Annotated in this window: 26 protein-coding genes; 7 read left to right on the top strand and 19 right to left on the bottom strand. The window is 41.1% G+C overall.

Features of this window, described 5'->3' with window-relative positions; translation table 11 throughout:
- The 3 genes from V7L95_RS02635 to V7L95_RS02625 all read left to right on the top strand — a co-directional run.
- Positions 1–1474: sensor histidine kinase (locus V7L95_RS02635; protein WP_340967938.1), on the top strand; the 1474-nt coding region annotated here is incomplete at its 5' end.
- Between the two features lie 80 nt (positions 1475–1554).
- Positions 1555–2196 (top strand): response regulator transcription factor, encoded by a 642-nt coding sequence (locus tag V7L95_RS02630; RefSeq protein WP_007500477.1) that lies wholly within the window; start codon positions 1555–1557, stop codon positions 2194–2196.
- 23 nt (positions 2197–2219) lie between these two features.
- The gene (locus tag V7L95_RS02625; RefSeq protein ID WP_008345855.1) at positions 2220–2609 is read left to right on the top strand and encodes a hotdog fold thioesterase; all 390 of its coding nucleotides are present in this window, start codon (positions 2220–2222) and stop codon (positions 2607–2609) included.
- A 90-nt stretch (positions 2610–2699) separates the two neighbouring features.
- Here V7L95_RS02625 and mnhG read toward each other — a convergent pair whose 3' ends face one another.
- The 7 genes from mnhG to V7L95_RS02590 are packed head-to-tail and all read right to left on the bottom strand — an operon-like array spanning position 2700 to position 8476.
- On the bottom strand, positions 2700–3074 hold the full coding sequence (gene mnhG, locus V7L95_RS02620) for a monovalent cation/H(+) antiporter subunit G (protein WP_003213369.1): 375 nt from the start codon (positions 3072–3074) through the stop codon (positions 2700–2702).
- Positions 3058–3339, bottom strand: coding sequence for a Na(+)/H(+) antiporter subunit F1 (locus tag V7L95_RS02615; protein ID WP_035389259.1), 282 nt, complete (start codon positions 3337–3339; stop codon positions 3058–3060). Before V7L95_RS02615 ends, mnhG begins: the two co-directional genes overlap by 17 nt.
- Positions 3339–3818, bottom strand: a complete 480-nt coding sequence (locus V7L95_RS02610) for a Na+/H+ antiporter subunit E (protein ID WP_008345848.1) — start codon at positions 3816–3818, stop codon at positions 3339–3341. Before V7L95_RS02610 ends, V7L95_RS02615 begins: the two co-directional genes overlap by 1 nt.
- Positions 3819–3824: 6 nt before the next feature.
- Entirely contained in the window at positions 3825–5303 is a 1479-nt protein-coding gene (locus V7L95_RS02605; RefSeq protein ID WP_019744043.1) for a Na+/H+ antiporter subunit D, read from the bottom strand.
- The gene (locus V7L95_RS02600) at positions 5296–5637 is read right to left on the bottom strand and encodes a Na(+)/H(+) antiporter subunit C (protein WP_003213576.1); all 342 of its coding nucleotides are present in this window, start codon (positions 5635–5637) and stop codon (positions 5296–5298) included. The genes V7L95_RS02605 and V7L95_RS02600 overlap by 8 nt, the downstream gene beginning before the upstream one ends.
- The gene (locus V7L95_RS02595; RefSeq protein WP_008345843.1) at positions 5637–6068 is read right to left on the bottom strand and encodes a Na(+)/H(+) antiporter subunit B; all 432 of its coding nucleotides are present in this window, start codon (positions 6066–6068) and stop codon (positions 5637–5639) included. The genes V7L95_RS02600 and V7L95_RS02595 overlap by 1 nt, the downstream gene beginning before the upstream one ends.
- Positions 6065–8476, bottom strand: a complete 2412-nt coding sequence (locus V7L95_RS02590) for a Na+/H+ antiporter subunit A (protein WP_017367958.1) — start codon at positions 8474–8476, stop codon at positions 6065–6067. Before V7L95_RS02590 ends, V7L95_RS02595 begins: the two co-directional genes overlap by 4 nt.
- A gap of 219 nt (positions 8477–8695) precedes the next feature.
- Between V7L95_RS02590 and V7L95_RS02585 the strand changes: the two genes are divergently transcribed.
- Entirely contained in the window at positions 8696–8905 is a 210-nt protein-coding gene (locus V7L95_RS02585; RefSeq protein ID WP_017358947.1) for a hypothetical protein, read from the top strand.
- 71 nt (positions 8906–8976) lie between these two features.
- On the opposite strand, the gene V7L95_RS02580 is transcribed toward V7L95_RS02585, so the two are convergent.
- The 7 genes from V7L95_RS02580 to malK form a co-directional block, all read right to left on the bottom strand.
- Complete coding sequence (locus tag V7L95_RS02580) at positions 8977–10314, bottom strand: 2-hydroxycarboxylate transporter family protein (protein WP_008345838.1); 1338 nt, start codon at positions 10312–10314, stop codon at positions 8977–8979.
- Positions 10315–10493: 179 nt separating this feature from the next.
- Positions 10494–11453 carry an ABC transporter permease gene (locus V7L95_RS02575; RefSeq protein ID WP_008345835.1) on the bottom strand — a complete coding sequence of 320 codons (960 nt, stop codon included), beginning with the start codon at positions 11451–11453 and terminating at the stop codon, positions 10494–10496.
- Entirely contained in the window at positions 11454–12500 is a 1047-nt protein-coding gene (locus V7L95_RS02570) for an ABC transporter permease (RefSeq protein WP_171465711.1), read from the bottom strand. It abuts the gene before it with no gap.
- The gene (locus V7L95_RS02565) at positions 12493–14028 is read right to left on the bottom strand and encodes an ABC transporter ATP-binding protein (RefSeq protein ID WP_024719725.1); all 1536 of its coding nucleotides are present in this window, start codon (positions 14026–14028) and stop codon (positions 12493–12495) included. Before V7L95_RS02565 ends, V7L95_RS02570 begins: the two co-directional genes overlap by 8 nt.
- Positions 14029–14187: 159 nt before the next feature.
- Entirely contained in the window at positions 14188–15270 is a 1083-nt protein-coding gene (locus tag V7L95_RS02560) for a BMP family protein (RefSeq protein WP_035389251.1), read from the bottom strand.
- Positions 15271–15665: 395 nt separating this feature from the next.
- On the bottom strand, positions 15666–16373 hold the full coding sequence (locus V7L95_RS02555) for a response regulator (RefSeq protein ID WP_050826562.1): 708 nt from the start codon (positions 16371–16373) through the stop codon (positions 15666–15668).
- Positions 16366–17967 (bottom strand): malate sensor histidine kinase MalK, encoded by a 1602-nt coding sequence (gene malK, locus V7L95_RS02550; protein ID WP_017367953.1) that lies wholly within the window; start codon positions 17965–17967, stop codon positions 16366–16368. Before malK ends, V7L95_RS02555 begins: the two co-directional genes overlap by 8 nt.
- Positions 17968–18152: 185 nt before the next feature.
- On the opposite strand from malK, the gene V7L95_RS02545 reads away from it, so the two are divergent.
- The gene (locus tag V7L95_RS02545; protein ID WP_008345822.1) at positions 18153–18710 is read left to right on the top strand and encodes a YufK family protein; all 558 of its coding nucleotides are present in this window, start codon (positions 18153–18155) and stop codon (positions 18708–18710) included.
- Positions 18711–18754: 44 nt separating this feature from the next.
- On the opposite strand, the gene V7L95_RS02540 is transcribed toward V7L95_RS02545, so the two are convergent.
- The 3 genes from V7L95_RS02540 to V7L95_RS02530 all read right to left on the bottom strand — a co-directional run bounded on the left by V7L95_RS02540 (position 18755) and on the right by V7L95_RS02530 (position 22372).
- Positions 18755–19165 (bottom strand): thiol-disulfide oxidoreductase DCC family protein, encoded by a 411-nt coding sequence (locus V7L95_RS02540; RefSeq protein WP_035389247.1) that lies wholly within the window; start codon positions 19163–19165, stop codon positions 18755–18757.
- 18 nt (positions 19166–19183) lie between these two features.
- The gene (locus tag V7L95_RS02535; protein ID WP_024719722.1) at positions 19184–21085 is read right to left on the bottom strand and encodes a transglycosylase domain-containing protein; all 1902 of its coding nucleotides are present in this window, start codon (positions 21083–21085) and stop codon (positions 19184–19186) included.
- Positions 21086–21193: 108 nt separating this feature from the next.
- Complete coding sequence (locus V7L95_RS02530; RefSeq protein ID WP_220482436.1) at positions 21194–22372, bottom strand: MFS transporter; 1179 nt, start codon at positions 22370–22372, stop codon at positions 21194–21196.
- A 218-nt stretch (positions 22373–22590) separates the two neighbouring features.
- On the opposite strand from V7L95_RS02530, the gene kapD reads away from it, so the two are divergent.
- Complete coding sequence (gene kapD, locus V7L95_RS02525) at positions 22591–23208, top strand: 3'-5' exonuclease KapD (protein WP_025207898.1); 618 nt, start codon at positions 22591–22593, stop codon at positions 23206–23208.
- On the opposite strand, the gene V7L95_RS02520 is transcribed toward kapD, so the two are convergent.
- Entirely contained in the window at positions 23205–23597 is a 393-nt protein-coding gene (locus V7L95_RS02520; RefSeq protein WP_017358956.1) for a kinase-associated lipoprotein B, read from the bottom strand. The two genes, kapD and V7L95_RS02520, sit on opposite strands and share 4 nt — an antisense overlap.
- A 93-nt stretch (positions 23598–23690) precedes the next feature.
- On the opposite strand from V7L95_RS02520, the gene V7L95_RS02515 reads away from it, so the two are divergent.
- Positions 23691–23867, top strand: a complete 177-nt coding sequence (locus tag V7L95_RS02515; protein WP_008345810.1) for a hypothetical protein — start codon at positions 23691–23693, stop codon at positions 23865–23867.
- On the opposite strand, the gene V7L95_RS02510 is transcribed toward V7L95_RS02515, so the two are convergent.
- Complete coding sequence (locus V7L95_RS02510; protein ID WP_024719721.1) at positions 23868–25160, bottom strand: HAMP domain-containing sensor histidine kinase; 1293 nt, start codon at positions 25158–25160, stop codon at positions 23868–23870.
- Between the last annotated feature and the right edge of the window lie 50 nt (positions 25161–25210).

The raw sequence follows: 25210 nt of genomic DNA, 5'->3' as shown, positions 1-25210 counted from the left end.
ATCGTTCTGTCCATTTATTTTCTTTTTTGTCATTCCCTATGTGTTTTTTGATAAGTATTTGATAGATCCTTTTATTCTGACATCTGTTGTTTTGTTAATTCCTTTTTCACTTGTTTATCAATTCGTGACAAACAAAATTTATAATATGAACTTCTTGATCAGCAGACTGAGGTACTATGGATTTCTCGCCATTACTCCGACTATTTTTGTCGTTGTGATATTTTATATTTTACAGAAACCAGAAGACCTGAAGTACACACTTAAGCTCGCAATAATCACCTACACTTTAATGCTAGGAGTCTTTTACTTCAAAGAAATCATCGATTTCCGTTTTCGCCTGAAGCGTTTTTCGGAAAAGCATAACTATCAGGACAGTGTGTTTAAATTTACACAGCTTATTCGTGAGGCGTCGTCACTTCATCAAGTGCTGTTTCATTTGAAGTACACCATTTTGGAAGTGCTTGTGGTGAATAAAGCCTTTGTGCTTGAAGTGAAGGCAGATGGACAAATAGAAGAGATTGATGAATCGACAGATGACAGCAGCCTGTGGAAAGAGTATGTCGATCAATTTCAAGACATTTTAGGCGAAGTAGGGAAAATCATTGAGTTGGATAAAGGGTTTATGATGAAAATTGGTGAGCGGGGCGGTCACTCGTTTGTGATTTGCTGTTTATCTAATTTACGGACACCTAAGCTGACCCGCGATGAAATTTCATGGCTGAAAACATTGGCATTTTACACAAGTGTCAGTTTAGAAAATGTCGTCAAGATTGAAGAATTGATGGAGCATCTTGAGGATTTGAAACAGCGGGAAGCCAATCCCGCCTGGCTGAAGAAAGTCATGTTCGCCATGGAAGAAAAGCAGCGCTCAGATTTAGCGAGGGATCTTCATGATTCTGTGCTGCAGGATTTGATTTCACTGAAGAGACAGTCCGAGATGTTCTTAACCAATTTCCAAAACAACCAATGCCCAACATCTATTGAAAATTCGCTGATCTCTTGGAATGAACAAATGTCTAAGGTGATTCAAACCACGAGAGAAACATGTCATGAACTTCGGCCGCAGCTCCTCTATGACTTGGGGTTAGTGAAGGCAATTTCGAAGCTGACTTCGCAAATTCAAGAGGAAGCGCCATTTCATATTAGGCTGAATACAACCCGCTTTGATAAAGAACTGGACATTGATATTGACTCACAGCTGAATATTTACCGGATTGTGCAGGAGCTGTTATCCAATGCGTTGAAGCATTCTAAGGCCAGCCAAGTCTTAGTGATGCTCATTTGTATTAAAGATCAAGTTGTTCTCCATTATGAGGACGATGGAGTCGGATTTGATGCAAGCCAGCTTGATCAGCACACGATGAGCATGGGTCTTTCTGGCATAAGAGAACGAGTCAAAGCTCTAAATGGAAAGCTTCAAATTCACACAGCACCTGAAAAAGGGCTCAAGGTGAAAATTGAAATGGAATTGTAACGATTTCTTAAGGAATAAGACTTGGCATCTGCCAAGTCTTTTATATAAAATGGAAGTGAGTGATTTAAAGGGAGGAAGACATGAAGAAGATATTGGTCATTGATGATCATCCGGCTGTCATGGAAGGGACAAAAAGCATATTAGAATCAGATCAGCAGCTATCAGTCGATTGTTTAAGTCCTGATGCAGAAGGCGCCTTTTTAAAGACGCATGACTTTTCCATCTATGATGTGATCTTGATGGATTTAAATCTCGGGGATATCAATGGAATGGACATTGCCAAACAAATTCTAGAAACGAATCAACAAGTGAAAATTATCATTTATACAGGATATGAAGTAGATGATTATTTCGAAGAGGCCATTCGAGCTGGATTGCATGGTGCAATAAGTAAAACAGAGACAAAAGACAAAATTATTGAATACATACACCGCACATTGCAAGGAGAAGTTGTCATTCAGCTATCCTATTTAAAGAAATTAATTTCACAGCAGCAAGAGAAGCCAGAACAGGCGCAGCAGACGGATCATGAGCTGTTAACAGAGCGTGAATGCTTAATCTTAAGAGAAGTGGAAAAAGGGTACACAAACCAAGAGATCGCCGATGTGCTTCATTTGAGCAAACGCTCGATTGAATACAGTTTGACCTCCATCTTTAATAAGCTGAATGTTGGATCTCGAACAGAAGCGGTGTTAATTGCAAAATCGGAAAGTGTCCTGTAAACGTGTGAAGGGAGAGGGCCTTGATGGATGTGAGTGGTTCAAATACACTGCTTGAGGCACTGGGGATTGAGATTGTGGAATGCAATACGTCACGATGCGTGGCGACAATGCCAGTCGATCACCGAACAAAACAGCCATTTGGATTACTGCACGGAGGAGCATCAGCTGCTCTAGCAGAAACAGTGGCAAGCATGGGTGCTGCTGCTCATTTGGACTTAACTCAGCAGGTTTGTTCAGGTATTGAAATCAATGCCAATCATTTAAAATCTGTACGTGATGGAGTGGTGACAGCTACAGCTGTTCCTGTACATGTAGGACGGCGTACAATGGTATTCCAAATCGATATAAAAGATGATCGAGACCGTCATATCTGTACGTCAAGATGTACACTCGCTGTCATTGATCGCATATAAAAAAGCTCCCGGTGCAGCGGAAGCTTTTTTTAATACCCTTTTATGAACATGCGGGTAAAGTGAACAAGACCTGAATGTCAGGTTCTTCATTTATAAATAAGAGTCTTCTTTTCGTTTAATGACAAAGTTACGGAAACCGCCATAATCATCTTGGACACTTCGTTTGTCCATTTTCACACCAGTGTTGTAAGCGGCTCTTCCGATCAAATGAGCGCCGACTGGTGCGGTCAGAAAGATAAAGACAATCCCAAGCAGGATTTTCGCAGAGATGATCCCTGCAAGAAACCATTCATGAAAGAACACACCAACTAAAATGAGAACAACACCAAGTGTCGATGCTTTTGATGCAGCATGCATACGTGTGTAAACATCCGGCAGGCGAAGGACACCAATGGCTGAAATTAAACAGAGGATGGCGCCAAGCAGAATAAAGAAAATTACGATCGCTTTAGCGATGACGATCATTTTCAATCACTTCCCCTTTCTCAAGGAATTTGGAAAAAGCGACAGTGCCGATAAAGGCAAGAATACCGAGCAGTAAAATAATTTCAAAGAACGTCGTGGTTTTCAGTAAGATAGACACGATGGCTGTCATCCCAATTAAATTGATTCCTATCGCATCAAGCGCACTAACGCGATCAGGAATAGAAGGTCCTTTGATAACCCGTACGACAAAAAGCAAAGTAGACAGCGCAAGAATCCCAAGTGACATTTGCAAGATCAGTTCCATTACTTACCGCTCACCTCCTGAATCGCTTTTTCAAATGATACCCGAATATCGTGGATGGCTTTTTCAGCATCTTCAATATCCATCGCATGAATATATAAAATCGAACGATCATCCGAAATATCGATGACCAGTGTACCAGGTGTTAATGTAATCATATTAGCCAGTATGGTGATTTCCCAATCTGTTTTTAAATCTGTACGAAAGGCGAAAATACCAGGCTTGATCTTAAGCTTTGGAGATAACACCGTCTTGAGTACACTCAAATTGGCAAGAAGCAGCTCTCTGATAAAAATGATGACGAGCTTGAAAATCGCATAAAGGGCATAGCCGTAAAAACGTTGCGGGAAGAATCGCCGTAGCATAAAAATGGCGATCATCCCTAGTGCAAAGCCTGATACAAAGTCTGCAGCTCTGTATGTATCATTCATAAACATCCATGTAAAGGCGAGGAGAGCGTTTAATAATATTTGAAAGGCCATGTTCATCTACTCCTTCAGCACAGCTTGAATATATTTTTCTGGTGTTGATAGCATTTCCGCAGCTTGATTGATATAAGGTGCAATGAATTCTGTGCCTAATCCAATCGCAAGCGATAAGATAACAAGCAGTACCCCAGGATACACCATTCCTCTAATGGATGGCTTTCTTCTTCGCATATCCTGTTCCTCTCCCCAAAACGCGAGCATGAAAATCCTCATAACAGAATAAAGGACAAGAAGACTGGACAGTAAAACAAGGATAGAGAACGTCATGTACCCAGCAGAAAACCCACCTTCAACAATTTTCAGCTTGCCAACAAATCCACTTAGCGGAGGAATACCCGCAAGTGATAAAGCCGATATGAAGAACATCCAGCCGAGTAGAGGCTGGGATTGAATCAGCCCACCCATTTTTTTCAGATGATTGGTTCCAGCATACACAAACAGTGCCCCTGCGAGCATAAATAGAGCTCCTTTGATCACCATATCGTGAATGAGGTAATAAATGGCGCCTTGAAGTGATGCCGGTGTATTGGCCGCAATCCCAAACAAAATGACACCAACAGCTGTGACAATGTTATAAATCACAATTTTTTGCACATCAGAATAGGCGATAGAGCCAATGACACCGAATATAACCGTTAGAGCGGCTAGCCAGGCCATAATTGTATGTGTAAAACCTGTATCATGTATAAAGATGAGCGTAAAGACCCTGGCAATCGCATATAGCCCGACCTTTGTCAGCAGTGCGCCAAACAAAGCTGAAATCGCTGCCGGCGGTGCATGATAAGACCCTGGCAGCCAGAAATAAAGCGGGAAGACCCCAGCTTTTAAGCCAAATACAATCAGGAACAGAATGGCAATCACGGTGATTAACCCTGTTTGCCCAGATTCAGCTATTTTCACACTTAAATCAGCCATGTTCAGTGTGCCTGTGACTGCATATAAACACGCTACGCCAACAATAAATAATGCCGATGAGATAATATTAAACACAATGTATTTCAGTGATTCACGAAGCTGGGGCTTTGAACCACCCAGAACAATGAGCATATAAGATGCCATCAGCAACAATTCAAAGAAGACAAACAGGTTGAAAATATCTCCCGTTAAAAAGGCACCACTGACGCCAGCTAACAAGAATTGGACACCAGAATAATAGAAAAGCCGCTCTCTTTCTTTCCCAATCGTTTGAAAGGAAAAAAGAACTGTGACAAGTCCAACAATGGAAGCGGTCAGCACAAGAAGCGCAGCAAACTGATCGGCCACAAGGGCAATGCCAAACGGTGCTTTCCAGCCGCCCAAATAAAGGGTTTGTATGCCGTTTGTGAAAATCGTTTGGACCAAATAGACATTACAGATAATGGCTAAAAGAGATGCAAACACACTAAAGCCTCTCGACAGCATGGTGTTTTTATTCATAAAGATCAATAATGTAGCAGCTAGTAATGGTATTAATATAGGCAGGATCACGAGATTATTCATGCTGATCATTTCCTCTCATTTGATCCATGTCATCTGTTCTCAGCTCTTGGAAGGCACGGAAGGCCATCACGAGCAAAAAGGATGTTACACCAAAAGCAATGACAATGGCTGTTAAAATTAATGCTTGTGGCAATGGATCTACATAGGATGTGAGCCCCTCTTTCAAAATAGGAGGTGCTCCCTTTTTTAAGCCGCCCATTGTTAATAGAAGCAAATGGACGCCGTGACTTAAAACGGCAGTACCGACGATGACCCGCAGAAGGCTTTTTGAAAGCATTAAATAGGTCGCTGCCATAAAAATGATTCCGACGATAATAGACATTAGAAATTCCATTATTCCTTCTCTCCAATCGTTTGAATAATGGTCATGGTGACACCAACAACAACTAAATACACACCGATATCAAACAGGACCGCTGTCGCCAGTTCTGTTTTCCCTAGAAACGGCAGTTGGAAATAATCGAATGCATGGGATAGGAAAGGTGCTCCGAACAGAAAAGATCCCATACCTGTTAGGATGGCAACGAGCAAACCGACACCAGCCACATAAATAAAGTCAAATGGTAAAATGCGTCTGACTGTTTTAAGGTCGTAGGCTAAAAGCAGAAGAACGACAGCACCAGCACTCATCAAACCGCCAATGAATCCTCCGCCAGGATTGTTATGTCCTGCAAGAAATAGGTGAAGTGAGAAAAGCAAGATGATGAATGCTGTAATTTTAGTTGTGACTTGTAAGAGCATATCATTCGTATCAATCTTTCTCATCGCCGTACGCCTCTCTTCCGTTTTCCTTGTGCTTTTACCTTCAATAATCCATAAATACCGAGTGCCGCAATGGCCAGCACTGTAATCTCAAAGAGTGTATCAAAGCCCCTGAAATCGACAAGAATGACATTGACAATATTGTCTCCGCCAGCCAGTTTGTAGCTGTTTTCAATGAAGTACGTTGAAATTGTGTCAAGAGATTGCTGGCTTGTTGAAGCGAAAGCAAGACAGGTGACAACGACTCCAACACCTAATGAGATGATCAAATTTGTTAATTTAAATCTTCGTGTTTTTTGCTTCAGGCTCAGCTTTGGCAAATGATAGAAGCAAAGTAAAAACAGCGCGACAGAAATGGTTTCAATAATGAGCTGTGTCAGCGCAAGGTCAGGTGCTCTGAAAATCACGAAGAACAATGACAGCGTGTAGCCCATAACACCTAGCGCAATAATAGCTGTTAAGCGTGAACGAGCAAATACAGTAGTGACTGTCGCTGCGACCATCACAAGTGAAAGGATGACTTCGTACGTGCCGATTGAAGCAGCATGCTCAGTTTGAAATGAGAAGACTTGCTTGTAGAACATCACGCTGCCAAGCACGATAATCATAAACCCAAATACATAGACAAGATAGTCACGAAGGAATCCTGTCATATAGCTGTTTGTTAGGCGGTAAGCCCCTTTTTCTACACCTATAAGCGAACGATCATACAAAGCGTTAAATGACCATTTTTCCTTAAATATGTTGTACATTGGGCGCCATTTTGACAGCGTTAAATAGCCAATGGTACCGAGCGCAACTACACCAATTGTCATGTAAAGCTCTGGCTGGAATCCATGCCACGCTTCAATTTTTACGGCAAAGCGGCTTCCTGTTTGAATGGCTTCTGGAATGATCGCTTGAATGGCAGGTTCAATGACAGAATAGGCCAGAATATTAGGGAAAAAGAAGAACGTGACCACAAGTGCAGCTAAAATAATTGGCGGGATCAGCATACCAATCGGTGCTTCATGCGGTTTTTTCTCTAATTGATCGACATTCAGACGGCCTCTAAATGTTTTGAAGACGATCATCATACTGTAGATGAACGTAAACACACTAGCGAGCCAAGCGATAGCAGGGAAGACAGCCCCCCATGTTGACACATCCGTAAAGCTGATGTCAGAAATCCGGATCATACTTGTGAAAAATAGCTCTTTACTTAAAAACCCATTAAAAGGCGGGAGTCCAGCCATCGAGAATGTACCAATTAACGTAATCGTAAAGGTAATTGGCATGATGGTCATTAATCCACCTAATTTGCGAATATCACGTGTACCTGTTTCGTGATCGATAATCCCTGCTGCCATAAAGAGACTACCTTTAAAGGTTGCGTGGTTAATGAGATGAAAAATAGCAGCAAGAACGGCTGCGCCAAAAAAGGCAGGGTTGTTTTCATGAATGGCAGCTGCGCCTACTCCTAGCATGAGCATAATCATACCGAGTTGACTCACTGTCGAGAAGGCCAGAATGGCTTTCAAATCATTTTTCCGAACGGCGTGGAAAGATCCCCAGAATAGTGTGATAAGTCCGACAATCGAAATGGTCCAAAACCACACCTCTGATATAGCAAAAATCGGACTAAAGCGGGCAACCAGATAAATACCGGCTTTGACCATAGTAGCAGAATGCAGATAACTGCTTACAGGGGTTGGTGCTTCCATAGCATCAGGCAGCCAAATATAAAATGGGAACTGCGCTGATTTCGTGAAGGCCCCTAGTAAAATGAGAACCATCGCAGGGATGAAATAAGGTGATGCCATAATGAGCTGAAGCTGATTGACTGCTTCGCGAATACTGAATGAATCAGTGATCAGGTAAATGAGGATGAAGCCGCCAAGCATAGCTAATCCGCCAAACACAGTAATAAGCAGTGATTTGGTTGCTCCGTAACGAGAACGCTCACGCTTATACCAATATCCAATTAAGAGGAAGGAAGAGATACTCGTTAGCTCCCAGAACAAATAAAGTACGACCATGTTGTCAGAGAGGACAACACCAAGCATAGCGGTCATAAACATTAATAAATACGTATAGAAAGAGCCAAGCTGTTCTTTTTCCTTTGATAAGTAGAAAATACTGTACAGTACCACAAGTGCACCAATACCTGTGATGAGTAATGCAAATAACAGGCTGAGACCATCTACATACACAGTGAAATTCATCCCTAGAGAGGGAATCCATTCAGCTTGTGAGAACAACGTTCGTCCATTCGAGGTGATCTGGAGCATTTGGATGAAATAGGTAAATAAAAGAATAGGCAAGATGAGAACAAACCATCCTGTATGTATACGCCTTACGTATTTAAAGAGAAAAGGGACGACAAAGGCAAGTAAAAAAGGTGATAGGATGGCGAAGTGAATAAGCTGCAAGAAAATGAACCTCCTTTGATCAATATAAATTCACGTTCTAAAGAACTGGTAACTAAAATTATAGCGTAAATACAGACATAGTGCATTGGTTTGAACTGATTTACGGCAAATCGAAATTGTTTTGAGTTCTTTTGACCACAAAAAATATTTTATCAAAAATGAAACTCGTTGTATATTGTTTTGTATTTCGTACATGCTTTTCTTAAAGGAGCTGATCAAATGAAACGAAAGATCGCCATCAGCTTAAGCATATTCTGCACGATTTTAGGAGGAGCATTCTTGATTGAACGAAATGATCAAAAAAGGTGGCAGGCCGGGAGTGAATGGCCGCTATTTTCTGAACATCTCCTCCATATGACCTATCCGCAGGCGAAACAGTATCCTTTTCAGCCTCGGGAGTATATACGAATTGTATTAGCTGATGAATGAGGATGTATGGGAGAAAAGAAATATAAAAAAAGCATGTCCCTTATGAAAGGGACATGCTTTTTGTTTCTTTTTTAAGTAAACATTCTGAGTAAGATTGTTGCGCAAATAACGGTTGCTGCTCCGCCAAGACGTGTAGAGACTTGAGCGAAAGGCATAAGGCCCATTCTTCCAGAAGCTGAAAGAATCGCAACATCACCAGTACCGCCTAATCCACTGTGACAGCCCGTCACAATGGCAGATTCAACTGGATACATGTTCATGAATTTACCAACAAAGTAACCAGAACCAACCATGCCTAGAACAACAGCAATACATACACATACGAAAGGAATCGAAATAACAGTGGCCACATCATCAAGTGGAATGTATAGAATTCCTAAACCAACCATTAGAGGCCATGTAAAGCTTTTCGATACAAACTTGTAGAACTGCTGTGAGCCGTTTTGCAAATGCTGAGGCATCACGTTTAAGTATTTGATTAATGCAGCAAGAACAATCATTAAGATTGGACCTGGAATATGAACAAAACTTTCTAATAAGCCGCCAAAGATAAAAGTTGTACATGCAACAAGCACACCTGCACCCATTAAGCTGAAGTCAACTTTAGTATCCATTTCAGGCTGTTCAAAGATTTCATTTGCTTCTTTTGATTTAACAAGTCGTCCATTCCCGTTTAGTTCAGGACGTTTTTCACCAAGCTTTTTCATTGCGCCAGCACAAATGATGGCAATGACGTTCCCAATAACAGCAGCCGGAATCAATTGAGAAATTAATGACTCTGCTGATACACCAAGAATTTGTGAATAAGCAATTGATAATGGCAATATTCCTTCACCGACACCACCGGCAATAATCGGTACAATGATAAAGAAGAACGAATGATGCGGTGTGTAACCAACTAGAAGCCCCACTAGAATTCCAGCAGCCACAGCTGTAATTGTACCTGCAACAAGAGGAACAAACATACGAATAAGGCCTTGTACTAAAACAGTTCGTTGCATCCCAAGAATACTACCTACTACAAGAGCAGATATATAGAAGTATAGGAAGTTCGACGTTTTCATCAGAGACGTAACCGCTTCCAACGAGTTTGGATTCAGAACATGAAAAAAGACCAGGAACGATGGTACGAATAAAGAAAGAATCGCCGGTCCACCAATATCTTTTAAGATTGGAATACGTTGTCCTACATCTCCTAGGAAAATCCCCAAAATCATAATAACAGCGAAACCACCAAGCATATTTGCTGGAATTTTATTAAAATAAGCGGCAGTTAAAATAATCGCTGCAAGTACTATATACACAGGTAGATCAATAACACCAATTTTCCAAGAAAGAATTTTTCGGAAAACGCTTTTATTATTGTCAGAATCGTTTGTAATCGATTTCAATTGTTGTGTATTAGCCACATAAACACCCCCAAATGCTATTTGTCTCAATTGTAGAAGATTCTGTGACACTCATCTATTTATTAAACTAAATTAAGTGTAATAAAAGTAAAATAAACGGGGGTTTTGTCGTTTTTATCATACAAAAATCCCCTGAAGATAGTTTGTCCTTCAGGGGATTGATCATACATGGTATTTATTTATCGTTTTCCTTTTAAATAAGGGGTACCAAGTGCTTTTGGTGCGTCTGCTCGTCCAATGAAGCCAGTAAGAGCTAGGATCGTCAGCACATATGGTGCAATGAGCATGTACACGTTCGGGATATCTTGAAACAGCGGAAGCAGAGAGCCAATGATGCTTAAGCTTTGTGCAAATCCAAAGAATAAAGCAGCGCCCATAGCGCCAAATGGGTGCCATTTCCCGAAAACAAGGGCGGCTAACGCAATGAAGCCTTGTCCCGTAATGGTGGCGTGTGAGAAGTCAAGAGCGATGGTCGATGCATACACAGCTCCGCCAAGACCGCCAAATAGACCACTAATGAAGACGCCAATATAGCGCATCCGGTATACCTTGATTCCCATTGTATCAGCTGCCATTGGATGCTCTCCGACTGCACGAAGTCGCAAGCCAAACGGCATTTTAAATAAAACAAACCAAGCGACAACCGCAAGAACTAATGCGAGAATGGACGTATAATACACATCTTTAAAGAAAATATCACCAATGATCGGAATGTCACTTAAAAGGGGAATATCTCCTTTATAGAAAGGTTCTGTAATTTTATCCGTTTGTGCTTTGCCATAAATCAGTTTGACAACAAACAGCGTAGCACCAAGGGCAAGCATGTTAATCGCAACACCACTGACCGTTTGATCTGCTCTGAACGTAATAGTGGCCACAGCGTGAATGAGTGAGAACACGCCGCCAATGGCCATACCAACAAGTAGACCGAGCCACGGGGTCAAGGCACCAAACGTATCAGCAAACATTAAGTTAAAGATAATACTAGAAAATGCTCCGACGACCATCAAACCTTCAAGACCGATATTGACGACACCTGATCTTTCTGAAAAGACGCCTCCAAGAGCGGTTAAAATAAGTGGTGCAGCATATACAAGTGTAGCCGGGACGATGATTTCAAGAATTTGCAGAAATCCCACTTATTTTCCCCCCTTTTTCTTCAATTGTTGAATGACAAGACGGATGATATAGCTTGAGGCAACGAAAAGAATAATGATCGCAATCACAATATCAACGACCTCAGTCGGTACGCCAGATTCAAGCGGCATGTTTAAAGCACCGACTTTCAATCCACCAAGCAATAATGCAGCTAAGACGACACCAATAGCTGTGTTTCCGCCTAATAAGGCAACAGCGATTCCGTCAAAACCAACGCCAGTGAATGATCCTTTAATCGAAGCATATTCAAATGTTCCGAGTCCTTCCATCGCACCTGCAAGACCTGCAAAGGCACCAGAAATGAGCATCGCATAAATGATGTTGCGTCGAACGTTCATTCCAGCATAATGAGAGGCCTGCTGGTTCATCCCAACTGCGCGTAATTCAAACCCTTTAGAGGTTTTCTGGATAATAACCCACATGACAACAGCCGCAATAATGGCAACAAAAATCCCATTATGCATTCTTGAGAAATCAGTGATCTGCTCAAAAAAACCAGATCGAAGGGAAGCTGTTGCATCAATTTTTTCTGTTTTATCTTTATTGTTTGTTAAGACATTTGAAATCAAATAATTTGTGACATGAAGGGCAATGTAGTTCATCATGATGGTGACAATGACTTCATGTACGTAAAAACGAGCTTTTAAAAATCCGGGAATAAAGCCCCATATTGCACCAGCAACTGCTGCTGTGATCAGTGCAAGAGGCAGATGTATATACATAGGTGCATGGACAGTTGTGCCGATCCATACAGCAGCTACCCAGCCAATCAGCATTTGACCTTCTACCCCGATATTAAAGAGGCCTGTCCGAAATGCAAAGGCAACAGCAAGTCCTGATAAAATATAAGGCGTGACTTGTCGGATGGTTTCTCCCATATAATAGGTTTCACCGAAGACGCCATTCCAAAGGGCGCTATAACCTTCGATGACACTATAACCGCTTGCCAGCATAATGATGGCCCCAACGAAAAGACCAAGTACAATGGCTATAAGCGGAATCAGCAGATTTGTTAAGCGATTAGACATTTGCTTCTTTCCCCACTTCCTGTTGCGTACTTCCAGCCATTAACAGACCGAGTTCTTGCTCTGTTGTTTCTTTTGGATCAACAATGGCAATAATGCTGCCTTCGAAAATAACAGCAATCTTATCACTGACATTGATAATTTCATCAAGCTCAAAGGAGATGAGCAGAACAGCTTTGCCTGAATCCCTTTGTTCAATCAGACGTTTATGAACAAACTCAATGGCTCCGACATCAAGTCCACGTGTCGGCTGTGCGGCAATTAATAAATCAGGATTTCGGTCCACTTCACGGCCAATAATGGCTTTTTGCTGGTTACCGCCTGAGAGCGCACGTGCTTCTGTATATTCACTAGGCGTCCGTACGTCGTATTCAGCAATGATTTGTTTTGCTTTTTGATAAATATTTTTCATATTCATCAAGCCAAACTTCGAATATGGACGCTGATAATACGTTTGTAAGGAAATATTTTCTCCAATTGAAAAGTCAAGGACAAGTCCGTGCTTATGACGGTCTTGAGGAATATGACCGATACCAGATTCTGTGACCTTACGAGGCGGGAGATTTTGAATGGCTTTCCCGTTTAGCATGATCGTGCCAGATTCGGATTTTTTCAGACCTGTAATGGCTTCAATTAATTCAGATTGACCATTTCCGTCTACACCCGCAATTCCGACAATCTCACCAGCTTTCACTGATAAATTGAGCTGTTTCACAGCTTCAATTCCTCGCGCATCTTTGACAGTGAGATCTTGAATTTGCAAGACTTCTTCAGCAGGGGAGGCTGCTTTTTTGTCTGTTTTAAATGAGACTTCGCGGCCGACCATTAAGCTGGCAAGCTCGTCTTTGTTTGTGTGTTCCACATCAAGTGTACGAATACCTTGCCCTTTTCGGATAATGGTCACGCGATGACAGGCATCCATAATTTCTTTTAGCTTGTGGGTAATTAAAATAATGGATTTGCCTTCATTGATTAAGTTTTTCATAATTTGTATGAGTTCTTTTATTTCTTGAGGTGTTAAGACGGCTGTTGGTTCGTCGAAGATCAAGATGTCAGCGCCGCGGTATAGTGTTTTTAAGATTTCTGCTCGCTGCTGCATACCGACTGAGATGTCAGATACTTTAGCGGCAGGGTCTATTTTCAGTCCATAACGGTCAGAAAGTTCCTGCACTTGCTGAATGGCTTGTTCTTTGTCAATCTTTCCAAATTTCTTTGGCTCTTTTCCTAAAATGATGTTTTCAGCCACAGTAAATGTATCAACTAGCATAAAATGCTGATGGACCATTCCAATGCCTAAATCACTTGCATCATTTGGACTTGAGATTGTAACCGGTTTTCCGTGTACCTTGATTTCACCTTTTTCAGGCTGATAAAGTCCGAAAAGCACGTTCATAAGCGTTGATTTTCCAGCGCCGTTTTCACCAAGCAGCGCATGAATTTCGCCCTTTTTTAGCTGTAGCGTAATGTTATCATTTGCTACAATGCCAGGGAATTCTTTGCGTATATTCAACATTTCAATGACATAATCCACAGGTTTAACCGCTCCTTTTTTAGGGTGCTGATGAAGATAAAAACTAGCAAAAGAAAAGCTGCAAAACAAGGCTGCAGCTTTTCTTTTACCACCTTTTACGAATAAAGAGGAGGTAAAGGAGAGGCAAGGGGATAAGACGCGCTTATCCCGATGCACAAATTAAGCTTTAAAATCTTTTAGTTCATCACGTGTTGCAGGGATTTTCACTTCACCCTTGATGATTTTTTGTTTCCATTCTTCGATTTTCTTCAATACATCTTTATCAAGATTCTCTTGAGATGGAGAGATGTCAACGCCGCCTTCTTTCAGACCGTACGTGATGACTTCGCCACCAGGGAATTTACCTTCTTTTGCTTTTGTTGTTAAGTCTTGTACCGCTGTGTCTACTTTCTTAATCATAGAAGTAAGAGTGACACTTTGTTTTGTTCCAGGTACTTTACCTTCGTCATACTGGTCTTTATCGACACCAATGACCCACACTTTGCGGTCAGGATCAGCTTTTTTCAGGTTTTTCGCTTCTGTGAAGACACCAGTTCCAGTTCCGCCTGCTGCGTGGTAAATGACGTCAACGCCAGATTTGTACATACTTTCAGCTGTTGCTTTACCGATGTCTGCTTTATCGAATGCACCAGCATATTTCACTTCAACTTTTGCTTTTGGATTAGCTGCTTCAACGCCTGCACGGAAACCAACTTCGAATTTTCTGATTAATTCAGAATCAACGCCGCCAACAAAACCAATTTTGTTTGATTTTGTAGAAAGAGCCGCTGCAACACCTACAAGGAATGAACCTTCGTTTTCGTTAAATGTAATGCTTGCTACGTTGTCTTTTTTTACAACTGCATCAACGATGGCAAAGTGGTTTTTCTTACGTTGATTCGCAATTTCAGTAATAGAATCTTGCATTAAGAAACCAATTCCGTAAATCAAATCAAATTTCTCACGAGCAAGTGTGTTTAAGTTTGTTGTATAGTCAGCGTCTGATTTAGATTGTAAGTAATCAAAGCCGTTTTTACCTTTTGTTAAATTGTTGTCTTTCCCAAATGCTTGTAAACCTTCCCAAGCAGATTGGTTAAACGATTTGTCATCGACACCACCGACATCAGTTACCATTGCAACAGTGAATTGATCTTTATCTTTTTTGTTTTCACCGCTGTTTGAGCCAGAGTTGCCGCATGCTCCAAGGATGGTTCCTGCTGCTACGACTAAGGACAATGCAAGTCCAATTTTGCGCTTCTTCAAAACATAACCCCCTATAAAATTTAAAAGTTTCAGAAAAGTCTCGCGAAAAAAGACCGACTCTTGCCTTCTCCTATCCTTGTGAAAAGGGTATTTTATCCTGCATTCTTTTGAAATTGATGGAAACAGGAGAGAAGATGTAAGACATCAGACTTATATCTCGTTGAACTAATCAATCATAATTTATCATTTCCCATCGAATAAATAAATAGAAATTTGTTTTATTTTTAAAAAAATGTTAAAAGGCTAAATTCGATGTCTTTTTATGTGCTGAAATATGATATAATGCCGCTTTTATGATGTGCTCTACTACAGTGGAACCACTGATATCAAGGGGTTTGTGACATCGTATGCCATAAAAAAACATCTGGCCTTTGTGAAAGGTCAGATGTGTCAAATTAAAGATATTGCTGAATCAAATTCATGTTGCTTGTATTCAGTTTATATTGGAAAACAGGGCGGCCGATTGTCCCGTATGCCATCTCCACATCAACCACTTCGATATCCTCAAGAAATTTCAAATATTTTCTAATCGAAACTTGAGAGATTTCAGTATGATTGGCTAGGTCTTCGGTCGTGAAAGCCTGCTGACCGAATGATTGAATGCTTGTCCAGATGAGTTTGAGTGTGCTCTTCGTCAGGCCTTTTGGCAGCAGGACTTTTTCCGCCTCTGCTTTTTTATGAAAAAGCTTCGCGTCTAAATCATTTTGAGAGATGCTATTCATCGTTTGGTATAGGGCATGTTTTCTTTTATATTCTGCCAGTGCTGATTGGAAGCGTTCAAACTCAAAAGGTTTGATTAAATAGTCGACAGCTCCGTTTCGCATCGTTTGCTGTACGACATCCACTTCATTTGCAGCTGAAATGACGATGACGTCAACGGAATGATTTTGCTGACGAATTTCTGATAATAGGGCGAGCCCATTTTGTCCAGGCATATAAATATCAAGCAATACAAGGTGAATGATTTCTGATTTTAAGATGTCTAGTGCCTTTTGAAATGAGGTGGCAATCCCTTTTAATTCAAATCCTTCTATTTGGGTCAAGTAGCGTTTATTCAGCTCTCCGACCATTGGGTCATCTTCTACGATCAACACATTAATCATGTGAATCCTCCTTTTGTTTATATGGAATACGGAGACTAAAGGTCGTTCCTTCTCCTTTTTCGCTTGTGACGATCATATGTCCGTTCAGTTTTTTGATGCTTTGGTCAACAAAATAAAGGCCAAATCCTCTGTCTTCTCCTTTTGTTGAAAAGCCTTGATCAAACATAATGTCCTGTTCTTCTTTTGTCAGACCGACCCCTGTGTCTGTAATTTCAATATGAAGCTGCTCTTGGACATATCTGAATGAGATGGAGATATTTTTGTTCTCTGTATGGGAAACGGCATCGAGTGCGTTATTTAACAGATTACCGATGACCGTAATAAGGTCATGTGTGACTGCTGGGTCCTCCGAGTTTGGTACCTGTGTACTGCAATTGACTTCTAAAGCTGCGCCTTGTTCTCTGATGTAGCTTTGTTTTCCTAGTAAAAACCCGGCTAAGACTGAGTTTTTCACATGGTTGATGATTTCATTTGTTTCTGTCTGCTGATAAATCGCAATATCTTTAATATAGGTGCCAAGGTCATCATAGTTCTTTAGCTGGACCAATCCTAAAATGACATGGAGCTTGTTCATAAATTCGTGTGACTGGGCACGAAGTGCATTGGCATACATCTTCACCCCGCTCAGCTGCTCAGCCAGATGTTTGACTTCTGTTTTGTCACGGAAGGTTGCGATCGCTCCGACAATTTCCCCTTTTACCGTAATCGGCACCTCATTAAAGACCAGCTCCAGTCCGTTCATTCTGACATCGCGATCAAGCAGCGGTTTCCGTGTTTCGATTACTTGCTTTAAGCCGCTTGAAGGCAGAAGAGCCTGTACATCTTGTTCTCTAGGGTCAACCATAATGCCCATATTATGAAAAAGACGTTTAGCTTCTGCATTTGCCAGCTTGATTTTACCGTGCTGATCAACGGCAAGAATGCCTTCTTTTGTTGATTCTAGCATAGCGCTTCGTTCTTTTAATAATGTGGCAATTTCATCTGGCTCTAGTCCAAACATAATCTTCTTTACTTTACGTGCCACAATGAGTGCGCCGATAATGCCAGATAAAAGGCTTAGCGATGTGACAAAGTAGAGCGGGAGCAGGCTTTGATGAATAATTAAATCAATTTCCTTTAATGTAATCCCAACTGCCACAGCCCCGAGCTGCTTGCCATCTTGGTTATAAACAGGAACAAAGGCACGCATGGACTTGCCAAGTGTTCCAGATGCGGTACTAATATGTTCTTTACCCTGTAATGCCGGTTTTTCATCACCGCCAGCAAACCGCTTCCCAATCTTTTGCGGATTCGGATGTGTTTTGCGGATACCGTTCATATCCATGACGACAACGAATTCGGTTTTGGTAATACGCTGAACACTTGTTGTATATTTTCGCAGTGCTGTATATGATTGATCTTTTTCCAATGATTTTGCTGTGATCGGAGCCTCTGCGACCATTTTGGCAGTGGAGAGGGCGATATCACGTTCCTGCTGATGAATATTTTTGGCTGTTTCTGACCAGATCGTAAAGAATGTGATACAGAGGGAGATCAGGACAACAATACAGACAAAGATCGTCAGCCGTGTTTGCAGTCTTAAAGTTTTTTTCACGAGTATACCCCTAACGCGCAATTTTTTCGTAATAGTAATACTTTAACGGGAAAATGTAAGTTTGTGAAGGAATGTACGTGCAAAATCACAAATTTGATTTAGATTCCAGTTTACTTGGAAAGCATCTTGTCAATCCGTTTTAAGTGAGCCATAATAAAAATGAGCTTATGAGAAAGGATCTATTTATGAAAAATACATATTTGACTGGATATTTTCCGCTGATTTCGATTTTGCTATTCAGCTCTGCCTTTTCTATTTTTACAGTAGGTATCACGACTGACTTCTTGACCCAAGCAGGAATTTTAAAAGGAATGCTGGAATTTTTCTCTGAACAGGGCATTCGTCTTGCTTTATTTGCCGCATTTGCACTTGTTTATTTTATGATTTTATCTGCTTTAAAACTCATTGCAGATACGGTGTTAGAGTTGGCGCTGCTCTTTTTTGCAAAGGACCCTGAAGGGGAGAACTTAAAGAAAATTCGGATTGCATCGGTTGTCTATTTGTTTGCCAGCTTACTTGCATTTCTATTGACGCAGCAGCTCATTCTGCTTGTTGGACTTTTTGTTTTAGCAAGTCTCGTCTATTTTATCTGGGTTGTGGTACGCATTTATCAATCACTTTCCATGCTGAATTTAATTGGGTTTATGATGTTTATTCTGCTGTTTTGGGCCACGTTTTTGATCGGCATTTTGTACTTATTTATTAAGCTTTATAACAGTGTGATGGCGAGTCTGCCAGCTTAATCAGACGAAAGAAAGCATCCTCCGATGATGGAGGATGCTTTTTTTTATGGAAGAAACCGCTTCTGAATTTCTGGTGTAGGCATCATACAGGATGTTTTTTGACCAAACCATTTGTAGCGATTCTTTGCAATGAGCTGATAAAACCAGTCACGGATTGGACGAGGGATCGCGAGGAGTAAATAGCTCCATCTGTATATCCCTTTTAAATGCCGTGCAGCTTTTAAGATGCCTGTTGACTTCATATAAAGTGTCCCATTTTCAATATAAATGAATGAATTGAACTCATCTAAAGGCAAGCCGTTTTCTTTTAAAACACGCTGCCCTGTATCTGATTGTAAAGAAGCAAACATCATCCGCTCATTCGGGTCGCGCTTGATGATAAACTGAACAGCACCACTGCACACGTTGCAGACACCGTCAAATAAAATGAAGTGAGAGGGTTGTGTGGAATGCATCGCAATCAAACCTCCTGTTTATCTAGCGTATTGCATAGTTTGTTTCCAAATACGTAAGTGCGGGCTTGAACTATAAATCGATTCAACGGTTCCTCTATCTCTTCCGACCCATACACCCATTGTGTATTGATCTGTCAGGCCAACAAACCAAATGTCTTTGTAGTCATTGGATGTCCCTGTTTTCCCCCCAATGTAAGGAGAATTGAAATTCGCCTTTTTCCCTGTCCCACTTTTCACAACAGAGGCAAGCAGCTTGCGCATTGTTTCATTTGTACGCTGAGAGTAGATTTGCTTCGGCGACTCTTTCCACTTGTAAAGGGTTTTGCCGTTTAAATCTGTGACCTTTGTAATGGAGTGATTTCGCGTATAGGCACCTTGATTGCCAAACACGGTATATGCATCGGTTATTTCTAGCGGCGAGAAGCCTTTTGTAAATCCTCCAAGTGCAGAAGGGAGGCGGTAATCATCTGCGACAATATGTTCGAATGAGAACTTTTCTAAATAGCTGAAGCCTTTTTTGACACCGACTGTATCAAGCATACGAATCGCTGGTGTATTGTAAGAATTCTTAAAGGCTGTTTCAAGTGTTACAGTTCCATACGTTTTATGATTATAGTTTTGCGGGCAATATCCGCTACTGCAAAACTTGCCGGCACTGATTTTGCTTGATGCCGTGGCACCGGTTTGATCAATATAAGGGCCATAGTCTAACAGCGGCTTAATGGCGGAACCAGGTTGTCTTTGCGCTTGATAGGCGTAGTTGAAATCAAACTTTTTATAATTCTTCCCGCCAGCAAGTGCGACGATTTGATGGGTTTGGTGGTTAATGACTGCTGAACCGCCTTCCACACCTTGATAAGGCAATTGTGCATTGAGCTGATAAACCGCTCTTTGCTGTAAGGAAGGGTCTAGTGCTGTATAAATCTTCACACCATCTTGAAGCAATGCACTAACCTTTTCTGATAATTCTTTTTGAATTGCTTTTTTTGCGCCAGCTGTTTTGGCTTTTTTCAATCGTTTTGTAAAGCCTTCCTGATCAGACACCAGATCGGTAAATTCTTCATTGGCATATGTCACATAGTCAGGATAAAGATTTTTCTTTTCACTTAAGGACAAGCTGATTTTTTCTTTCACTGCTTTTTTGTATTGCTTCTTCGTAATGACACCATCTTTTTCTAAAATACCAAGCAGCCGTTCCTGGCGTTTCTTTGTATGTTTGAATTGTTTCAATGGGTCATACAGCGTAGGGTTGTTAGGAATCGCAGAAATAAATGCCATCTGTGCAAGTGTCAAAGAACTAAGCGGCTTATCAAAATAGTAATTAGCCGCAGAACCGACACCGTAAACCCCGTTACTGAAATAAATCGTATTTAAATAGCTTTCGAGAATTTCCTCTTTTGTAAATTTTCGCTCGAGCTCATAGGAATAGAGCAGTTCTGTAAACTTTCGGCTGAATGAACGTTCATGACTTAAATATAAATTACGGGATAACTGTTGTGTGATGGTGCTAGCGCCTTGGCTAATGCCATGGTTTTTCACATTTGCGGCAAGGGCACGAATCACGCCCATAAAGTCAATGCCTTTATGGTCATAAAAGTTGCGGTCCTCTGATCGGAGGAACAGCTCCTTGACGGAATCAGGAATTTTATCGTACTTCACGAAAACACGGTTCTCATCGTTTGATACGATCTCAGAGATAAGAGAACCATCTCGATCATACATATAACTGTTTTGGGAAAAGTCTACCTTTTCCAGCTTGATTTTTTGATCAAGCACTTCGTTAACAGGTTTTACACTTGCGGCTTCTTCCTTTGATAGATAAAAAGTCAGAACAAATAATGGAATGAGGGCAACAAGTAATAACCATCCAATGATTGCACGAAACATGAGGTCACTCACTTTCTTCGGATTTCTAGCCATATCGTACCATTCTTTTGCGATTACGAGAAGGTTATTTTTAGAAAAGAATAGACGTGAAGTCTAGTAAACAAGGCATTTAGACAGAAGAAAAGAGTATCTGATAATGGATCAGACACTCCTCTCTTTTGTCTTTGATTGTGAGCGGACCGCCCATAAAAATAATGCCCCGAAAAGGAAAATGCCGGCGGTGACATAAAAGACAGCTGGAATTCCGTAATGACTCGCCACAATACCGCCTATGACGGGTCCGACGACATTTCCAAGAAAGCGGAAGCTGACATTGTAACCAAGCACTTCCCCTTGCATAGAGGCAGGCGCTTTGATGCGAATATAGGCCGTCGTACAAGGAATGATGCCGCCTAGTGCCATCCCGTATAAGAAACGGAAGATCACTAACATCCCGTAGGAATCCGCCATCGCTTGCGGGATGAATAAAATGGAGGAGAGGATGAGAAGGGCTAGCAGCACCTTATCGTGACCAATTCGATCTCCAAGGTCTCCCCATTTCCGTGTAAACAGCAAATTGCCAAGCCCGGTTGCAGAAAACGCCAGCCCTGCATAAAAGGCAAGATTGACGGGGCCGTGTAAATCATGAATGTACAAGGCTAAAAGCGGCTGAATACTAAAGTTCCCGACTTGCGTAATAAATGTGAGCAGCATGGTGACGACCAGTAAAGGCTGTTTGAAAATATGGACAAGGACGTCCTTCCGTGAGTAAGAAACCCGTTTTGCTTCTTTTGAACGGATCGGCTGTTCTTTCACACCGAAGATAATGACAATCGCTGACACATATATGACAGCAGCTGTTAAGAAAAATGTATAAATGAATCCGACACTGTCTGCCATAAATCCACCCATTAATGGACCGAATAACCCTCCGGCGACATTACTCATCTGCATTGTACCAAGGGTCTTACCGGCTGTTGCCTTTTCGGTCTGTGCAGAAATCAGTGCCATCGAAGTCGAAATAAAGCCTGTCACAAGCCCCATGAAAAGCCGTAACGCAAATAGTTGATAAACGGTTTGAACAAGCCCCATTAATAAAATGCTTGTTGCAATCCCAATGCCGTTAATGAGCAAAATCTTTTTATAGCCATGCCGGTCACCAATCCGTCCCCAAATTGGAGAAATGAGAAAGGCTGTTAAAAACGTAACCCCAAAGACATAGCCGCTCCATCTTTGAACAAATTCATTCGAATAACTGCTATCAAGAGACTCTATGTAAAGTGATAAAAAAGGGACGATCATTGTAATGCTGGCAGATACAAAAAAGTTCACAAACCACATGATGTACAAGTTTTTCTTCCTGTTTGTGATAAAGACCACCTTCTTTATTTATTTCGTGTTCCTTAATAATTATAAAGGAAAATAAACGATCTTTCATCTGATGAATAGGTTGGGCATAGTGAATCTGCATTATTTTCACGAAAATGAAGTGATTTCAAAGTCCGTCTTAATATAATAGTAGCAGGATGGAAAACAGACGAGAAAGTGGGGTGAGACTGATGGAACAGAAGACGCTGCTTGTGGTCGATTTTGAATTTACGATGCCTGATGGGAAATATCATCCGCAAAATTTTTTCCCGGAAATCATTGAAGCTGGTGTCGTTAAAGCATCAAATGAAACGATCATAGACACATTCTCAAGCTATGTCAAACCGAAAAAGTTCCCGAAGCTGACAAAGCGCTGTAAATCGTTCCTTGGCATTACGCAGCAGGATGTAGAAAGCGGGATTTCTTTTGAGACGTTTATCGAGAAGCTCGTGTCACTCGATGGGGGAGAAGACTGTGAGATTATCACATGGGGAAATATGGACATGAAGGTACTGAAGCAAAACTGTATGCTCAATCATATTGGTTTTCCTTTTAAGGGGAATCAAAGGGATCTGGCTTTTGAATATAAAACCTTTTTTGGGGATAGAACACTCACAGGACTTCGGAAAGCAGCTAAGGAGTACGGCAGTGAAGGAGCTGGTAAGCATCATAAAGCACTTGATGATGCCATGACCACTTATCAGCTGTTCACCCTTTTTGAAAAAGATCGATCCTATGTGGAAAATCCGCAAACAACCAAAATTGGTGAACTCATTGACTTCTCTCACTTTTTTGATTCGGCAGATTAGCGGGCGTCTTCTGGAAAATAATCTTTTTCAAGAGAAGAGAGGCACGCTCTTGATTTTTCAGCCCACTTGGAATCATCCGCACTGAGCCCTTTTTTCAATTTGTCTACGGCGTCTTTCAGTGATACTTGATAATCAGGTATGTCGCCATCATAAGGCTTGACCATATGATGAGGGATGTTCGTCTGTTCCCTAAAGGCCAAAGCCCGTCTTTCCTGAAAAAAAGGTACGTCCGCTTCTTTTGGATGATGCAGGTCACCTTGAGTGGGGTGTGTTAAAACCGCTTTTACTTGAACGAGATAAGTAGATGGTTTAACGGCTGTCACTTCCCCAATGTAAACACCTGTTTTGTAAAAACCTTTCACGATTTGTCCAATCTGAATGTCTGTCATATGAAATTCCTCCATTTCCTTCGCATAAGAAGGTATTTCCTTTCTTTTAGCCAATATAGTGAAGTAAACGAGCAAAAGGGGGAAGAGCGGAACATGTCGTTCATCATATTCTTTCTACTGTATTTTCCTGAAGATAAAAGGGAGTATATCCCTGCGGCAATCACGACGGTGCTTTTCTTTGCTGCTGCATTTATTTGCTTTCGTCTGATCGTTCGTGCTTCTAAGAAGCAGGAGCAGATCGATGAAAAAAGGACAAAAAAAATGGATTGATCATTTTCTTCTTGTATCTTCAGGAAACTTCACGGTGACTGTTGTACCAGACTGCAATGAGCTTTTGAAACGAATCGTTCCATGATGATTTTCAATGATAGAAAATGTCACTGTCAACCCAAGCCCTGTTCCTTTATTTTTCAATGTGTAATAGGGTTCACCAAGCTTTTTCATTTGGCTTTCTGACATGCCTACACCGTTATCAACGAAATAAAGGCAGATTCGATGATTTTCTTTTGAAGCAAACAGTTCGATTTTACCTTCGTGTTCGGGCGCTGCTTCGATTGCATTTTTGATTAAATTAATCATGACTTGTTTGATTTTCGTTTCATCACCTTGGATGTATAAGTCTGGTTCAATCGATTGATGAATCGTGACCGACTTAAAATTCGCATAGGATGTCATCAGCGATGCACACTCTTCAAGTAATTTAGATAAATTGAGAGACTCTATTTGATAATAATTTTGTTTCGCAATATCAAGATAGCTCGTAATAATATCCTGCGCACGGTCAAGTTCAGATAAAACGAGATTTTTATAATCTTTATTGGTTGACGGCTCTTTCGTATTGTCACTTGAAAAGAGCAGTTGGATAAATCCTCTCACCACCGTCAGCGGATTGCGGACTTCATGGGCAACACTTGCTGCCAGTTCACTCACAATCGTCAGTTTCTCTGATTGGACAAGCTGTGTTCTCATTTGCGCATTCTCTTTCACAAACTCAATGGAATAAATACTCAGCACAAGAAAGAATATGTAGTAAAGAGTTGAGAAAAATAATTCGAGCAGCTTTTGTTGCATAATGAATGCAGGGCTGTACTCTATTAAGCTGACCACAAGCAGTCCAATGTAAATAAACATCCCTTTTGATAACGCAATCATGACTCCGTATAACAGCTTTCTCTGCTTAGAATATTGGCGCCATTTCCGGTAAAGCAGGAAAGGAATGAAAAAGTAAATCGGTACAACAATCAATCCAACCCATAAAAAAGAGCCATACATCACGAACTTTACGGTTGAACTAACTAAGATAGCGACGATTCCGGCGGTATATCCCCCGTATAAAATAGCCAGTACAAGGGGAATCGATTGAAGCCCAGTCTGCAAATCTAAAATCGAACCAACTGGATACATAATACATAGTGCTGATGAAATGGATGCAAATATGGTGATGAGCAGTTTATTCGTTTTAGGGAAATGAGCAGGGGTCCGGCTTAGCCATAGTGCATGATATAAAAAGATTGGAAATAGAATAAAAGATACATGGAGCAGAAAATCCTTGAACATTTCCATTTAAATGCTCTCCTCGTAAATAATTGTAATTCCTCTCATTATATCATTTC

Source organism: Bacillus sp. PPSBB_11 (assembly GCF_038023285.1).
Taxonomy (GTDB): Bacteria; Bacillota; Bacilli; order Bacillales; family Bacillaceae; genus Bacillus; species Bacillus altitudinis.
Note: the sequence above shows the minus strand (reverse complement) of the source record. Positions and strands in the feature narration are given on the sequence as shown.

What these genes read in the sequence shown, in the direction of transcription:
- V7L95_RS02630 (WP_007500477.1), top strand. Translation starts at nt 1,555, where the DNA reads ATGAAGAAGATATTGGTCATTGATGATCATCCGGCTGTCATGGAAGGG.
- V7L95_RS02625 (WP_008345855.1), top strand. Translation starts at nt 2,220, where the DNA reads ATGGATGTGAGTGGTTCAAATACACTGCTTGAGGCACTGGGGATTGAG.
- mnhG (WP_003213369.1), bottom strand. Translation starts at nt 3,074, where the DNA reads ATGATCGTCATCGCTAAAGCGATCGTAATTTTCTTTATTCTGCTTGGC.
- V7L95_RS02615 (WP_035389259.1), bottom strand. Translation starts at nt 3,339, where the DNA reads ATGGAACTGATCTTGCAAATGTCACTTGGGATTCTTGCGCTGTCTACT.
- V7L95_RS02610 (WP_008345848.1), bottom strand. Translation starts at nt 3,818, where the DNA reads ATGGCCTTTCAAATATTATTAAACGCTCTCCTCGCCTTTACATGGATG.
- V7L95_RS02605 (WP_019744043.1), bottom strand. Translation starts at nt 5,303, where the DNA reads ATGAATAATCTCGTGATCCTGCCTATATTAATACCATTACTAGCTGCT.
- V7L95_RS02600 (WP_003213576.1), bottom strand. Translation starts at nt 5,637, where the DNA reads ATGGAATTTCTAATGTCTATTATCGTCGGAATCATTTTTATGGCAGCG.
- V7L95_RS02595 (WP_008345843.1), bottom strand. Translation starts at nt 6,068, where the DNA reads ATGAGAAAGATTGATACGAATGATATGCTCTTACAAGTCACAACTAAA.
- V7L95_RS02585 (WP_017358947.1), top strand. Translation starts at nt 8,696, where the DNA reads ATGAAACGAAAGATCGCCATCAGCTTAAGCATATTCTGCACGATTTTA.
- V7L95_RS02570 (WP_171465711.1), bottom strand. Translation starts at nt 12,500, where the DNA reads ATGTCTAATCGCTTAACAAATCTGCTGATTCCGCTTATAGCCATTGTA.
- V7L95_RS02555 (WP_050826562.1), bottom strand. Translation starts at nt 16,373, where the DNA reads ATGATTAATGTGTTGATCGTAGAAGATGACCCAATGGTCGGAGAGCTG.
- V7L95_RS02545 (WP_008345822.1), top strand. Translation starts at nt 18,153, where the DNA reads ATGAAAAATACATATTTGACTGGATATTTTCCGCTGATTTCGATTTTG.
- V7L95_RS02540 (WP_035389247.1), bottom strand. Translation starts at nt 19,165, where the DNA reads ATGCATTCCACACAACCCTCTCACTTCATTTTATTTGACGGTGTCTGC.
- V7L95_RS02535 (WP_024719722.1), bottom strand. Translation starts at nt 21,085, where the DNA reads ATGGCTAGAAATCCGAAGAAAGTGAGTGACCTCATGTTTCGTGCAATC.
- V7L95_RS02530 (WP_220482436.1), bottom strand. Translation starts at nt 22,372, where the DNA reads ATGTGGTTTGTGAACTTTTTTGTATCTGCCAGCATTACAATGATCGTC.
- kapD (WP_025207898.1), top strand. Translation starts at nt 22,591, where the DNA reads ATGGAACAGAAGACGCTGCTTGTGGTCGATTTTGAATTTACGATGCCT.
- V7L95_RS02520 (WP_017358956.1), bottom strand. Translation starts at nt 23,597, where the DNA reads ATGACAGACATTCAGATTGGACAAATCGTGAAAGGTTTTTACAAAACA.
- V7L95_RS02515 (WP_008345810.1), top strand. Translation starts at nt 23,691, where the DNA reads ATGTCGTTCATCATATTCTTTCTACTGTATTTTCCTGAAGATAAAAGG.
- V7L95_RS02510 (WP_024719721.1), bottom strand. Translation starts at nt 25,160, where the DNA reads ATGGAAATGTTCAAGGATTTTCTGCTCCATGTATCTTTTATTCTATTT.